Annotated in this window: 10 protein-coding genes and 1 pseudogene; 3 read left to right on the top strand and 8 right to left on the bottom strand. The window is 71.3% G+C overall.

The window, feature by feature from the left end; translation table 11 throughout:
* The 5 genes and pseudogenes from tmk to C6N31_RS07970 form a co-directional block, all read right to left on the bottom strand.
* On the bottom strand, positions 1-2755 hold a 2755-nt coding region (gene tmk, locus C6N31_RS07990; protein ID WP_198357305.1), incomplete at its 3' end, for a dTMP kinase.
* Between the two features lie 89 nt (positions 2756-2844).
* The gene (gene topA, locus C6N31_RS07985; RefSeq protein WP_138357102.1) at positions 2845-5664 is read right to left on the bottom strand and encodes a type I DNA topoisomerase; all 2820 of its coding nucleotides are present in this window, start codon (positions 5662-5664) and stop codon (positions 2845-2847) included.
* A gap of 171 nt (positions 5665-5835) precedes the next feature.
* Entirely contained in the window at positions 5836-6030 is a 195-nt protein-coding gene (locus C6N31_RS07980; protein WP_138357101.1) for a hypothetical protein, read from the bottom strand.
* Between the two features lie 115 nt (positions 6031-6145).
* Positions 6146-6640, bottom strand: a pseudogene (locus tag C6N31_RS07975) (ABC transporter permease); the annotation flags it as partial.
* 193 nt (positions 6641-6833) lie between these two features.
* Positions 6834-7832, bottom strand: coding sequence for an ArsR/SmtB family transcription factor (locus C6N31_RS07970; protein WP_138357099.1), 999 nt, complete (start codon positions 7830-7832; stop codon positions 6834-6836).
* Between the two features lie 117 nt (positions 7833-7949).
* Between C6N31_RS07970 and C6N31_RS07965 the strand changes: the two genes are divergently transcribed.
* From C6N31_RS07965 to C6N31_RS07955, 3 genes are all read left to right on the top strand, one after another.
* A complete protein-coding gene (locus C6N31_RS07965) occupies positions 7950-8402 on the top strand; it encodes a TM2 domain-containing protein (RefSeq protein ID WP_138357098.1) in 453 nt (150 codons plus the stop codon).
* Entirely contained in the window at positions 8395-8805 is a 411-nt protein-coding gene (locus C6N31_RS07960) for a DUF2752 domain-containing protein (protein ID WP_307811284.1), read from the top strand. The genes C6N31_RS07965 and C6N31_RS07960 overlap by 8 nt, the downstream gene beginning before the upstream one ends.
* A gap of 145 nt (positions 8806-8950) precedes the next feature.
* Positions 8951-9214 (top strand): TM2 domain-containing protein, encoded by a 264-nt coding sequence (locus tag C6N31_RS07955; RefSeq protein ID WP_138357097.1) that lies wholly within the window; start codon positions 8951-8953, stop codon positions 9212-9214.
* Positions 9215-9316: 102 nt separating this feature from the next.
* On the opposite strand, the gene C6N31_RS07950 is transcribed toward C6N31_RS07955, so the two are convergent.
* From C6N31_RS07950 to C6N31_RS07940, 3 genes are all read right to left on the bottom strand, one after another.
* Positions 9317-10846 (bottom strand): DUF7059 domain-containing protein, encoded by a 1530-nt coding sequence (locus C6N31_RS07950; RefSeq protein ID WP_198357304.1) that lies wholly within the window; start codon positions 10844-10846, stop codon positions 9317-9319.
* Between the two features lie 227 nt (positions 10847-11073).
* Complete coding sequence (locus tag C6N31_RS07945; protein ID WP_307811283.1) at positions 11074-11631, bottom strand: small secreted protein; 558 nt, start codon at positions 11629-11631, stop codon at positions 11074-11076.
* A 230-nt stretch (positions 11632-11861) separates the two neighbouring features.
* Positions 11862-14258 carry a sodium-translocating pyrophosphatase gene (locus tag C6N31_RS07940; RefSeq protein WP_138357094.1) on the bottom strand — a complete coding sequence of 799 codons (2397 nt, stop codon included), beginning with the start codon at positions 14256-14258 and terminating at the stop codon, positions 11862-11864.
* Positions 14259-14526 lie beyond the last annotated feature (268 nt).

Here is a 14526-nt window from a genome sequence, read left to right as displayed (position 1 = left end):
CGGTGGTCTCGTCCGCTGCCAGGGTCTTCGGAACCTGCGGGAGGACGGTGGTCTCGTCCGCTGCCAGGGTCTTCGGAACCTGCGGGAGGACGGTGGTCTCCGCTTCCGGAGCCTTGGGCGCCGGCTTCGGGGTCTCCACGGTCTGCGTGGTGTTGCTGGCGGCTGCCGCCGCTGCCGCCGCGGCCGCGGCTGCTGCCGCGCGGGCCTCTTCGGCGCGGCGCAGGGCGTCCTCGGCCTTGCGCTGCTTCTCCAGGCGGCGGGCCTCGGCCTCGGCGCGGAGCCGGGACTCCTCCTCGGCCTGGCGGCGCAGCCGGTCCTGTTCTGCGGCACGGGCGGCCGCCTCGGCGGCGAGCCGGAGCCGTTCCTCCTCGGCGAGGCGGGCGGCCTCCTCGGCGCGCAGGCGGGCCGCTTCGGCCTCCTGCTCAGCGGCTTCGCGGCGGGCGGCCTCCTCGGCCTCCCGCTGGCGCTCGGCCTCCTCTTCGCGGAGCCGGGCGAGCTGGGCCTGGCGTTCGGCTTCGAGGCGGGCTTCCTCGGCGAGCCGGGCCGCCTCTTCCTCGGCGCGGATGCGGGCGGCTTCCTCGGCCTGGCGGCGGGCTTCCTCGCGGGCGTCGATCTCCTGCTGGGAGAGCGGCAGTGCCTGGTCGAGGCGGTGCCGCACGACGGTGGTGACCGCTTCGGGCTCCTGGCCGGCGTCGATGACGAGGTAGCGGGAGGGGTCGGCGGCGGCGAGGGTCAGGAAGCCGGCGCGGACCCGCTGGTGGAACTCGGCGGGCTCGGACTCGAGTCGGTCCGGGGCCTCGGTGAAGCGCTCGCGGGCCGCTTCGGGCGAGACGTCGAGGAGGACCGTCAGGTTGGGGACCAGTCCGTCGGTGGCCCAGCGGGAGATGCGGGCGATCTCCGTCGGGGCCAGGTCGCGGCCGGCGCCCTGGTAGGCGACGGAGGAGTCGATGTAGCGGTCGGAGATCACGACGGCGCCGCGTTCCAGGGCGGGACGGACGACGGAGTCGACGTGTTCCGCGCGGTCGGCGGCGTACAGCAGCGCCTCCGCGCGGTGTGACAGACCGGCGGACGAGACGTCCAGCAGGATCGAGCGCAGCCGCTTGCCGACGGCGGTAGCGCCCGGTTCGCGGGTGACGACGACCTCGTGGCCCTTGGCGCGGATCCATTCGGAGAGCGCCTCGACCTGGGTGGACTTCCCGGCGCCGTCGCCGCCCTCTATGGCGATGAAGAAGCCGGTGGCGGAGGGCGCCGCGGCGGGCTCGCCGCCGCGCAGGGCCTCGCGCAGGTCGCGGCGGAGCGGTACGCCCTGGCGGTCGTCGGTCTTGCCGAGGACGAGGGCGGCGACCGGCAGCAGGAGCGCGCCGATCAGCATGAGCGTGAAGGCGGCGCCGCCGTGCTGGAAGGTGAAGTGGCCGTTGGCGAGGCGGTGCGGGCCGATGAGTCCGGCGAGCACCGGGGCACCGATGGCGGCCACGGCGACCGCGACGCGGACGACGGCGTGCAGGTGGTCGGTGGTGCGCGCGCGGCGCTGCTCCTCGGCCTCCTGCTCGATGAGGAGGTGGCCGGTGTTGGCGGTGACGCCGGCGGCCGTGCCGGCGAGAGCCGCCAGCAGCAGGACGGTGGTCTGGTCGGGGACCAGTCCGGTGAGCAGCAGCGCGAGGCCGGTGACGGCGATGGCGATGGCCAGCAGGCGGCGGCGCGAGAGGGTCGGCAGGGTGCGCGGTCCGACCCGGATGCCCGTGACGGTGCCCGCGGTCAGTGCCAGGACGAGGAGTCCGAAGCCGACCGGGCCGAAGCCGAGGTCGAGTGCGTGCAACACCGACAGGGCGACGGCGGCGGCGATCGAGCCGGCCACGCCCGCGGTGGCCAGGACGAGGAGCGGGAGGGCGCCCGTGCGGCCGCGCTCGGAGCCGTCGGGTCCCTTGGGGAGCCGGAGGCCTTCGAGCGGGGAGTGCGGGCGGACCGTCGTGGTGTCGGGCAGTTCGAGGAAGTACAGCACCGCGATGGACGCGGAGAACAGCCCGGCGGCGACGTAGGAGGAGAGCGCGACCTGGTGGAGGTCGAACCAGTTCACGCCGAGCGCGAGCAGGCTGTTCAGCAGGGTCACGACGACGAGCGCGGCCGCGGCGAGCGGCAGGGCGACGAACCCGGTGCGCAGGTCGAGGCGGTGGAGCGTCGCGAGGTGGTCGGGGGCGGGGCGTACGGCCGTGTCGCCGGGGGTCGGGACCGGGAGCAGCCCGGGGGCCGCGCCGTCCTTGGCGACCGTCCACAGGCGTTCGGCGATACCGGCCACGAAGGCGGTGACGAGCAGCCAGGTGACGGCGGAGGACGGCACCCAGGTGATCCACAGCGGGGCGACGATGAACAGCGCCAGCCGTGCGCCGTCCGCGCCGATCATGGTCCAGCGGCGGTCCAGGGCGCCGGCGGTCGCGGTGAGCGCCGACAGCGGGCCGAGCAGGACGGCGCCGAAGAGCAGGGTGGACACCAGCCGGACGCCGAGCACCGCGGCGACGGCGAAGGCCGCGCCCCGGTAGCCGCCGCCGAAGGACCCGGCGAGGACGGCTGCCTGCACGGTCAGCCAGATCAGCACCAGCATGCCGAGCCGGTCGGCGATGCCTCCGGTGAGCTGGGCGCTCCACAGCTTCCGCAGCGGCGGGATCTTCAGCAGGGCACCTACCGCCCGCTCGCGCGAGTCCGCCGCGAGGTCGCCGGCGAAAGCGTCGGTCACGTCCCTTGGCCGCTCGATTCGCGTCATTCGGACAGCCTATCCGGAGCACGGAAATCCATGACCCCCCGCCCGAACAAACGGGCGGGGGGTCATGGACGAGCCGGTGTTTCGGCGGGTTATTCGGTGGTCTGCGCCGCCGTGGTCTTCTTCGCGGTGGTCTTCTTGGCCGTCGTCTTCTTCGCCACGGTCTTCTTGGCGGCCGTGGTGGTCTTCTTCGCCGCCGCCTTCTTGGCGGGCGCCTTCTTCGCCGTGGCCTTCTTCTTCGCCGGACCCTTGGCACGCTTCTCGGCGAGCAGCTCGTAGCCGCGCTCCGGCGTGATGGTCTCGACGTCGTCGTCGGTCCGCAGCGTCGCGTTCGTCTCGCCGTCGGTGACGTACGGGCCGAAGCGGCCGTCCTTGACGACGACCGGGCGCTCGCTGACCGGGTCGGTGCCCAGTTCCTTGAGCGGCGGCTTGGCGGCGGCGCGGCCGCGCTGCTTGGGCTGCGCGTAGATCGCCAGTGCCTCGTCGAGGGTGATGTCGAAGAGCTGGTCCTCGGTCTCCAGGGAGCGCGAGTCGGTGCCCTTCTTCAGATACGGCCCGTAGCGGCCGTTCTGCGCGGTGATCTCGACGCCTTCGGCGTCCGTACCGACGACGCGCGGGAGCGACATCAGCTTGAGGGCGTCGGCGAGCGTCACCGTGTCGAGCTGCATGGACTTGAAGAGCGACGCGGTACGCGGCTTGATCGCGTTCTTGCCGGTCTTCGGGGTGTCCTCGGGCAGGACCTCGGTGACGTACGGGCCGTAGCGGCCGTCGCGGGCGATGATCGGGCGGCCGGTCGCGGGGTCGGTGCCCAGCTCGAAGTCGCCGCTCGGCTTGGCGAACAGCTCCTCGGCGTACGCGACGGACAGCTCGTCCGGCGGCAGCTCCTCGTGGACGTCGGCGCGCTGGTGGTTCTCCTCGCCCTTCTCGCCCCGCTCGATGTACGGGCCGTAGCGGCCGACCCGCAGCACGATGCCCTCACCGATGGGGAAGGACGAGATCTCACGGGCGTCGATGGCGCCGAGGTCCTCGACGAGCTCCTTGAGGCCGCCGAGGTGGTCGCCGTCACCGTTGCCGGCGTCGGCGGCCGAGGCCTTGGCCGCGGTGTCGTCGCCGCCGAAGTAGAAGTGCCGCAGCCACGGCACGGCCTGGGCCTCACCGCGGGCGATGCGGTCGAGGTCCTCCTCCATGGAGGCGGTGAAGTCGTAGTCGACGAGCCGGCCGAAGTGCTTCTCCAGCAGGTTGACCACGGCGAAGGAGAGGAAGGACGGCACGAGGGCCGTGCCCTTCTTGAAGACGTAGCCGCGGTCCAGGATCGTGCCGATGATCGACGCGTACGTCGACGGGCGGCCGATCTCGCGCTCTTCGAGCTCCTTGATCAGCGAGGCTTCGGTGTAGCGGGCCGGCGGCTTGGTGGCGTGGCCGTCGACGGTGAGCTCTTCCGCGGTGAGCCCGTCGCCCTCGCTGACCTGCGGCAGCCGCCGCTCACGGTCGTCGAGCTCGGCGTTCGGGTCGTCCGCGCCCTCGACGTAGGCCTTCATGAAGCCGTGGAACGTGATGATCTTGCCGGAGGCGGAGAACTCCGCCGCGCGGCCGTCGCTCGACGTGCCACCGATCTTCACGGTGACGGAGTTGCCGACCGCGTCCTTCATCTGGGACGCGACAGTACGCATCCAGATCAGCTCGTAGAGCCGGAACTGGTCGCCGGTCAGACCGGTCTCCGCGGGGGTGCGGAAGCGGTCGCCGGAGGGGCGGATCGCCTCGTGCGCCTCCTGCGCGTTCTTCACCTTGCCGGTGTAGACGCGCGGCTTCTCCGGGAGGTACTCGGCTCCGTAGAGCTGGGTGACCTGCGCGCGGGCGGCCTTGATCGCGGTCTCCGACAGCGTCGTGGAGTCCGTACGCATATAGGTGATGAAGCCGTTCTCGTACAGCTTCTGCGCTACCTGCATCGTCGCCTTGGCGCCGAAGCCCAGCTTGCGCGAGGACTCCTGCTGCAGCGTCGTCGTGCGGAAGGGGGCGTACGGCGAACGGCGGTACGGCTTGGACTCGACGCTGCGGACGGCGAAGGCGCTGTCCGCGAGCGAGGCGGCGAGCGCGCGGGCGTTCGCCTCGTCCAGGTGGAGGACGGTCGCGTTGTCCTTGAGTCGCCCGGTCGACGCGTCGAAGTCGCGGCCCTGGGCGATACGGCGGCCGTCGACGCTGGTCAGACGGGCCGAGACGGTCGACGGGTCGGAGGCGTCACCCGTGCGGCCGGTGGCGAAGGTACCGCTCAGGTCCCAGTACTCGGCGGTGCGGAACGCGATGCGCTCACGTTCCCGCTCGACGACGAGTCGGGTGGCGACGGACTGGACACGGCCGGCCGACAGGCGCGGCATGACCTTCTTCCACAGGACCGGCGAGACCTCGTAGCCGTAGAGGCGGTCGAGGATCCGGCGGGTCTCCTGGGCGTCGACGAGCGGCTGGTTCAGCTCGCGCGGGTTCGCGACCGCGGCCTGGATCGCTTCCTTGGTGATCTCGTGGAAGACCATCCGGCGGACCGGGACCTTGGGCTTGAGGACTTCCTGCAGGTGCCAGGCGATGGCCTCGCCCTCGCGGTCCTCATCGGTGGCGAGGAAGAGTTCGTCGGAGTCCTTGAGCAGGTCCTTGAGCTTCTTGACCTGCGCCTTCTTGTCGGCGTTGACGACGTAGATCGGCTCGAAGTCACTGTCTACGTTGACGCCGAGGCGAGCCCACGGCTGGCCCTTGAACTCCGCCGGCACTTCGGCGGCCCCGTTGGGGAGGTCGCGGATGTGCCCGACGCTGGCCTCGACCACGTAGCCCGGGCCGAGGTAGCTCTTGATCGTCTTCGCCTTGGCAGGCGACTCGACGATGACGAGTCGGCGGCCGCTCTTTGCGGTCTCGCGGGTCGGGGACAACTTCGCTCTTCTCTCCGGGTCGAAGGGGTTCGCTGCGGAGTGTGACCGTACATCCCGGTCCCATGTCAAACGCGAAAAGTCCGCAACGCCACTCGAACGGTAACCCGACAACCGTCATTCCTGCCGCACGGCCCGACGGCCCGGTCCGTTTCCAGGCAGCGTGACGTGCGCTTATACCTGTGCGAGACACCAGACGCCGGCGACCAGCGACGCCGCTCCGAAAAGAATGGTCAGGGCCGCCCCCACCGGGCCGCCGCCCTGGGTCACCGGTGCTCGACCCGCTGTGCGCGCCCCCGCCCAGACCAGAAGCGCCGCTCCGAAAAGCGCGAAGACCGTTCCGGCGAACAGTGCGGGTGTGCTCTCCATGCCCGTCCCCCTTCTTCCTGCGTCTTCGCGGCTTTTTTGCGGCTCGCGCCGGAGACTCGCACCTCCGTACGGCGTCCGGGCGAACCCCGGGTGAATGGCGGCCGACAACCGAGCGCTACATCACATCCAGCGTGGCTCGCTTCCGACTGCCGCGCTCGAAGATCCGCAGCAGGACGACGGCCAGCACGGTGTACCCGGCGGCCACCGCCAGCTCGGCCCCGATCCCGGGCAGCGCGGCCCGCCAGGTGCCCCCGGCGGCGAGCGCCCGGGCGGCCCCGGTCGCGTGGGTCAGCGGCAGCAGGTCGCCGGCCGTGCGCATCCAGCCGGGCAGCGTCCCGCGCGGCACGTTCGCGCCGGTGAGCAGGAGCAGGACGGCGCTCGCGACGTTCGACACGAGGAAGACGTCCCGGAACCGCAGCCCGAGCGCCCCCAGGGTGATCCCGAAGACCGAGCACGACAGGGCGGCCGCGCCGATCGCGGCAGCCAGCCCCGGCAGGGCGGCGGCCGGGATCCGCAGCCCGAGCAGCAGGGCGCCCGCCGCGAGGGTGAAGACGGTGACGAAGAGACCGTTGACGACGTAGGGCAGCGCGCGGCCGGTCCACAGGGCGGTCCTGCTGCGCGGCCTCGGTCTCGGTGGTGCGCGGGCGCAGCCATCCGGTGCGGGAACGGTAGGTGCGCCGCAGTTGGTGCGCGTCGATTGCCAGCATGCGGGCGACGCTACGAAGCGGGGGCGGGCGCCGGCGACTGATTCGGTGACCCCCGAATCGTCACCCCGGCCGACCCGGCGGGCCGGAGCCCGGCCGTCAGGAGACGGCTTTGAGCACGTTCTCCCCGCTGAGCAGTGCGAGCAGCGCCCGGCCGGTGTCCGTGAGCTGGTAGTAGACGCTGCGGCCGACCCGGTGGCGGCTGACGACGTCGGCCTCGGCGAGCACGGACAGGTGCTCCGAGACCGTCGAGGGCGCCAGCCCCAGCCGGTCGGCGAGGCCGGCCGTGGTGAGCGGCGCGGCCAGCTCCCGCAGCACGGTGGCCCGCCCGCGGCCGAGCAGCGCGCCGAGCCGGTCGTCGGTGCGCTCCTCGGGCTCGTCGCGCAGCGCGCCCGCGCCGCGGGCCTGGAACGAGACGGCCATGACGCCCGGGTCGTCGGTGGAGTACAGCCGGCAGCCCTCGGCGAAGACCAGCGGCACCAGCAGCAGACTGCGCTCCCCCGCCCGGTAGTCGGCCTCGATGTGCTTGGTCAGTTCCAGGACGGGCGGGTTCCAGCGGGCACGGGCCTCCAGGCCGGCGAAGAGCGCGTCGACGCCTTCGGTGGCGAACGTCCGGGCCCGGATGAGGACCTCGTCCTCGACCAGCCGGCGCATGACCGGCCAGTGCGGTTCGAGGACGGCGTACCAGTAGGCGGCGTAGGCGTCGGCGAGCTCGCCGCAGGCGCGCCGCGGATCGTCGAGGTACGGGCGGTACAGCTCGGGCAGCCCGTCGGGGAAGTGCTCGGCGATCTGCAGCTGCACCGTTTCACGCGTGGTGGCGCGCAGCACGTCCAGTTCCGCCTCGACCGAGCCGGTGCCGAGCGGCCGCGGCAGCATGAAGTCGGGGAAGCCGAGCGGGCCGTTCAACAGGGCGCGCAGCGGTCCCGTCCGGTCGTCGGACGCCAGGACGTGCCGGGCCCGGCCGACCCATTTGCGGTACGGCCAGGACGGTTCCCGGCCCGGCTTCGTCAGGTGCAGGCTGCAGAACGCGTCCCACAGCGGACTCATGGCGATGCGTGTGCGGCCGAGCGACGCCTCGTCGAGTTCTATGCGGATCACCCTCGCATTCTGCCCCGGGCGGGACGTGCACTCGGGCGAGCTGGAAAGATGTGCGGCGTCGACCGAAAACCGATGTGTCCGACGCCCGACGTTTCTCAGCAGGGGGAGCCACCCGCCATGTCCGACCAGAACCCGTACGGCCAGCCGCAGGACCCGCAGCAGCAGCCGGGCGCGGCATACGGCTACCCGCAGTACGGCCAGCCGCAGCAGCCCCCGCAGAACCCGTACGGCCAGCCGGCCGGCGGCCAGCCCGGCTACGGCTACCCGCAGCAGCCGGGCATGCAGCCCGGCTACGCGCAGCCCGGCGCGTACACCGGCGACCCGGCCGCCCCGTACGGCTACGACCCCTACGGCCGCCCGTACTCCGACAAGTCGAAGGTGACGGCGGGGCTGCTCTCGCTGTTCCTGGGCGGCTTCGGCGTGGGCCGGTTCTACACCGGTCACATCGGCATGGCGCTCGGCCAGCTCTTCACGCTCGGCGGCTGCGGCATCTGGTCGCTGATCGACGGCATCATCCTGCTGACGGGCAACAACAACACCGACTCGCAGGGTCGCGTCCTGCGTGGCTGAAACCCGACTGCGGCCGACCGCCGGCCGGGTGCGACGTCTCGTCTCGCACCCGGCCTCGGTCCCGCTCGCGCTCCTCGCGGGCGCCGGGTACCTCTGGACGACCAACCCGCACGAGCCGGGGCACCTGTTGCCGCGCTGCCCGTTCAACTGGGCGACCGGGCTGCTCTGTCCCGCGTGCGGTGCGACGCGCATGGTCTATGACCTGTTGCACGGCGATTTGCCCGGCGCATTCCATGACAACGCGGCCCTGTTCGTGCTCGCGCCGGTGGGCCTGTTCCTCTACGGCCGGTGGCTGGCGGAGGGGCTGCGCGGCCGGACGTACCGGCCGGTGATCCCGGGCCGGTACCAGGCGGTCCTCATCGCCGGGGCGCTGGTCTGGGGTGTACTGCGCAACATCAACTAGCACATCTCTGATCACGTTTTCATGAAGTCCGGTCAAATGATGTGACTACCGACAGGCGTTGCTGCCAGGATCAGGCCACGCATCGGGGGGCGGGGCACCTACGCACGTCCCTTTGGTGTTTCGTCCCCAACGCAAGGAGCCATCCATGGCCACGCCCACGCCCGACGCCCCGTTCGGTTACGACCCGCAGGGTCGTCCGCTGTCGGACAAGTCCAAGATCACCGCGGGCCTGCTGCAGCTCTTCCTCGGCACCCTCGGCATCGGGCGCTTCTACACCGGCCACACGGGCATGGCCCTCGGCCAGCTGTTCACCCTCGGCGGCTGCGGCATCTGGTCGTTCATCGACGCCATCATCTTCTTCACCAGCAAGGACCGCACCGACTCCAACGGTCGTGTGCTGCAGGGCTAGTCCCTGGTCCCGCTGATCGCTCCGCCTCGGCCCGCTCCCCTTACTCCGCTCGGGAGCGGGCCGAGGTGTGTCCGGCGCGCATCAGTGCCCACCGGGGTCCGGTCAGTTCTCCACCGGGTCCAGGAACGCCTGCTCGACGAGGAGCCGGATCGAGTCCGGCGTACGGTCGCGCAGTATCACCGGGTCCTCCCCCAGCAGCTGCGCGATGGCGTCGAGGATCCGGCCCGCCGGCAACGTCCCGTCGCACACGCCCGCGAAGCCCGCGCCTACCGTGTCGACCTTGGTGGCGCGCCGCATCCCGCGGTTGGTACGCAGCACCACGTGCTCGGGGTCCTCGGCGCCCGGCAGCCCCACCTGCTCCTGCACCACCTCGTCGGCGAGCCGGAAGCGCGCCTCCAGCAGCGCCGCGTCGTCGTGCGTGCGGAGGAAGTCCTGGCGGACGAACCAGTCCTTGATGTGCGCGCCCAGCGGCTGCTCCACCGGGTGCGGCCATTCCTCGGCGGTGATCGCCGGCCGGTCGGAGCCGGACTTGCGGAGGGTGATCCAGCCGAAGCCGATGCCCTTGACCTTGCGCTGCTCGAACTCGTCCAGCCAGGCGTCGTACCGGGCCGCGTACCGCTCGGGGTCGTCGCGGTGGTCGCCGCCGTCGCGCAGCCACAGCTCGGCGTACTGGGTGATGTCCTGGACCTCGCGCTGCACGATCCAGGCGTCGCAGCCGCGCGGCACCCAGCCGGCCAACCGCTCCCGCCAGTCCTCGCCCTCGGTGTGCTGCCAGTTGGCGAGGAGCTGGCAGTAGCCGCCGTCGTTGAGGTGCGCGGCGGACTGCTGGACGAGGGTGCGGCACAGGTCGTCGCCCCGCATCCCGCCGTCGCGGTACGTGAAGCGGCCCGCCGGGGAGATGACGAACGGCGGGTTGGACACGATCAGGTCGTAGCGGTCCTCACCGACCGGCTCGAAGAGGCTGCCCTGCCGCAGATCGGCCTCCGGCGCGCCGGAGAGCGCGAGGGTGAGGCGGGCGAAGTGCAGGGCGCGCGCGTTCACATCGGTCGCGGTGACGCGGGTGGCGTGCCGGGAGGCGTGCAGCGCCTGGACGCCGGAGCCGGTGCCGAGGTCGAGCGCGGAGCCCACCGCGTCGCGGACGGTGAGGCCCGCCAGCGTCGTGGAGGCCCCTCCGACGCCCAGCACCAGATCGGCCCGGTCGACGCCGGGCGCCGTACCGATGCCGCCGGCCCCACCGACGGCGCAGCCGAGGTCGGAGACGATCCACCAGTCCTCGCCGCCGTCCCCCGCGTACGGGCGGACGTCCACGGTGGCGCGCAGTTCGTCGCCGTCCCTGACCAGCCAGCCGTCGGCGAGGCACACGTCGACGGGCAGGGCGGCGCGCAGCCGCTCATGGGTCACCGGCCGCTGCAGCAGGAAGAGCCGCACCAGCGACTCCAGCGGGCTGCCGCCGCGCGTGGCGCGCAGCGCGGGCACGGTCTCGGCCCGGGACAGGGCCGCGTAGGCGGTGGCGCCGAGCAGATCGAGGCAGCCGTCGGCGGTGAAGGCGGCGGCCCGCAGGGCGTCACGCAGCTGTTCCGCGTGGTCCGGGGCGGGGAGGGGCGGGGCTTTGGAGAGGGGCGGGGTACTCACGCCCCCATTGTCGCGGAACGAGCGCGGCCCGGCGCCCCTCGGAGGGATGCCGGGCCGTGTCGGGTCCTCGGATCGGGCCCTCGGATCGGGCCCTCGGATCGGGTCAGGGACCCGCCGGGCGTGTCATGTCGACGGTCCGGTCATGCGGCCGGCCCTGTCTCATGCGGCCGGCCCCGTCATGCCGCCGGACCTGTCGTGCGGCCGGACCTGTCATGTCGCCGGACCTGTCATGTCGCCGACGGTGAGGCTCCGGTCTTGCAGCCGGGCTGGTCGGCCATCGCCTTGCCGACCTCACCCTTGCGCAGGGTGTTGAGAGCCGTCTCCGCGGTCTTGTTGGCGGTGTCCGCCTCCGCCGAGGCGGCGGTGAGGCCGTCGGCGAACTTCCCCTGGTCCGACGTGTCGAGCCCGTCGACCTTGGTCTTCACGGACGCGTAGGCGGCCGACGCCTTGTTGAGGTCGGCGACCGTGTCCTTGTGCTGGACCTCGCCGTTGTCGGTGGGCGGCGGTCCGGCCTTGCTCACGATGTCCGCGAGGGACTTGTACGCCTCGGAGATCTGCTGGAAGGCCGCGGAGTCCGCCGCCTTCACATCCGCCGGCTTGCCGTTCTTGTCGACCTTCGTGATGGCCGTGTTCGCGTCGTTGATCTTCTTGGTCTGTGCCGAGGCCTGGTCGCAGACGGTCTTCGCCCAGGCGTCCAGCTTGTCGTTCGAGTCGTCGCTGCTGCATCCCGTCAATGCCAGGAGCAGAGCGGCACCGGACAGCGCGCCCACGAGCTTCTTCTTCACCGGTTGTGTCCCTTCCATGGCTCTACGGCCCCGGAACTTACACGCCAAATGGGTGTCGACCACGAGTCCGAAGGAAGATTCATCCCCTATTGAAGCCATTTGCACCAAGGATCGTCCGGTGTCGGTACACTCGCGCACGGCGGCGGGCGGCACTCAAAAAGTGCCGCCCGCCGCCGTTCTGACGTGCCGTCGGTCCGGATCCGGGTCAGTGCGTCCCGGTCAGGAGCCGGTCAGGAGACCGACGCCGGATCGGCCGAACGTTCCGGCGTCGGCGCGTTGTTGTCGTCCCCCATCGCGATGCCACGCCGCTTGGAGTTGTAGACCGCGCCGACGATGATGGCGATCGAGACCACCGCCACCGTGATGCGGACCCCGAGGTTCGCGTCGTCGCCGTACGAGAACTTCACCACCGCCGGGGCGATCAGCAGCGCCACCAGGTTCATGACCTTGAGCAGCGGGTTGATCGCCGGTCCCGCGGTGTCCTTGAACGGGTCGCCGACCGTGTCACCGATGACGGTCGCGGCATGGGCCTCACTGCCCTTGCCGCCGTAATTCCCGTCCTCGACCAGCTTCTTGGCGTTGTCCCAGGCGCCACCGGAGTTGGCGAGGAACACCGCCATCAGGGTGCCGGTGCCGATCGCGCCCGCCAGATACGAGGCGAGCGAGCCGACGCCGAGGGAGAAGCCGACCGCGATGGGCGCGAGGACGGCGAGCAGACCGGGGGTGGTCAGCTCGCGCAGCGCGTCCTTGGTGCAGATGTCGACGACCTTGCCGTACTCCGGCAGCTCGGTGCCGTCCATGATCCCGGGGTGTTCGCGGAACTGCCGCCGCACCTCGTAGACCACCGAGCCCGCGGAGCGCGAGACGGCGTTGATGGCGAGGCCGGAGAACAGGAACACGACGGCCGCCCCGAGCAACAGCCCGAACAGGTTGTTCGGCTGCGAGATGTCGAGGCTGAGCCATCTCATGTCGGACACGGAGATGTGGGCGCCCGCGACCGCGGTGTCGATCGCCTCCTTGAACGCGCCGAAGAGCGCGGTCGCGGCGAGCACCGCCGTGGCGATGGCGATGCCCTTGGTGATCGCCTTGGTGGTGTTGCCGACCGCGTCCAGGTCGGTGAGCACCTGGGCGCCCTCGCCGTGCACGTCCCCGGACATCTCCGCGATGCCCTGGGCGTTGTCGGAGACCGGACCGAAGGTGTCCATGGCCACGATCACGCCGACGGTGGTGAGCAGGCCGGTGCCGGCCAGTGCGACGGCGAACAGCGCGAGCCACACGGAGGTGCCGCCGAGCAGGAACGCCCCGTAGACCGACAGCCCGATCAGCACCGCCGAGTAGACCGCCGACTCCAGGCCGATGGCGATGCCGGCGAGGACCACGGTGGCCGCGCCGGTCAGCGAGGACTTGCCGATGTCCTGGACGGGACGCCGGCTGGTCTCGGTGAAGTAGCCGGTGAGCTGCTGGATGAGCGCGGCGAGCACGATGCCGATGGCGACGGCGACGAGCGCGAGGACCCGCGGGTCGCCCGAGTGGCCGGCGATGTCGGCCGGGACGCCCTTCAGCTCCGCGTAGGTGGCCGGGAGGTAGAGGTAGACCGCCACCGCGACGAGCACCATCGAGATGACGGCGGAGATGAAGAAGCCGCGGTTGATGGCGGTCATCCCGCTGCGGTCGGAGCGGCGCGGCGCGACGGCGAAGATGCCGATCATCGCGGTGAGCACGCCGATCGCGGGGATGAGCAGCGGGAAGGCCAGCCCGGCGTCGCCGAACGTCACTTTGCCCAGGATGAGTGCGGCCACCAGGGTGACGGCGTAGGACTCGAAGAGGTCGGCGGCCATACCGGCGCAGTCACCGACGTTGTCGCCCACGTTGTCCGCGATGGTCGCGGCATTGCGCGGGTCGTCCTCGGGGATGCCCTTCTCGACCTTGCCGACCAGGTCGGCGCCCACGTCGGCGGCCTTGGTGAAGATGCCGCCGCCGACACGCATGAACATCGCGAGCAGGGCCGCGCCGAAGCCGAAGCCCTCCAGCACCTTGGGCGCGTCGGCCTTGTAAAGGAGCACGACGACCGAGGCGCCCAGCAGACCGAGGCCCACCGTGAACATGCCGACCACACCACCGGTGCGGAAAGCGATCTTCATCGCGCGGTGCGAGACATCGGTCAGATCCGCTTTCGGCTCGCCGGGCGCGGGCGTGGCCGCCCGTGCGGCGGCCGCCACGCGCACATTGGCGCGCACCGCCAGCCACATGCCGACATAGCCGGTGACCGCCGAGAACACGGCGCCCACGAGGAAGAACACCGAACGGCCGATTCGCTGCGAAGTGTTGTCCGAAGGCAACAGCATGAGCAGGAAGAACGCCACCACGGCGAAGATCCCCAGCGTACGGAACTGCCGTGCGAGGTAGGCGTTCGCGCCTTCCTGCACGGCAGCAGCGATGCGCTTCATGCTGTCGGTGCCCTCGTCCGCCGAGAGCACTTGACGTACCAGCACTCCGGCGAGCGCCAGTGCCGCCAGTGCGACGACCACGATGATCAGTACGAGATTCCGGTTGCCGTCGGTCAGTACCGGCCCGGCGGCCAGTGCCTGAGCGATGTCGTGCGTGTGAGGGGTAAGTGGCCCCGCCATTCGTCCTCCTTGACGTTTGGCGCATGGGCGCGCGGCTCCTGCGACTCCCACAGCCGCGACGCTCAGCGAGCTGAGCAAAGATGGACGGATTGTAGGGAGCGGGACTAGATCAAAACAGTGCGCGGGATCAGAATTCGCCTGTGTCGGGGAAGCCGGAATTCCCCTCGGGCGCGTAAACCACCGAATGCGGTGAAGAATCGGGCACGGGGGAAGGCGCGGGGAAGGCATGCGGAAGACGCCGCGAAGGCAGCACCAGGGCAGCATGCGG

The sequence above is a fragment of the Streptomyces fildesensis genome (genome assembly GCF_016107395.1).
Classification (GTDB): domain Bacteria; phylum Actinomycetota; class Actinomycetes; order Streptomycetales; family Streptomycetaceae; genus Actinacidiphila; species Actinacidiphila fildesensis.
The sequence above is the reverse complement of the archived record's forward strand: the minus strand, read 5'-3'. Positions and strand labels throughout refer to the sequence as shown.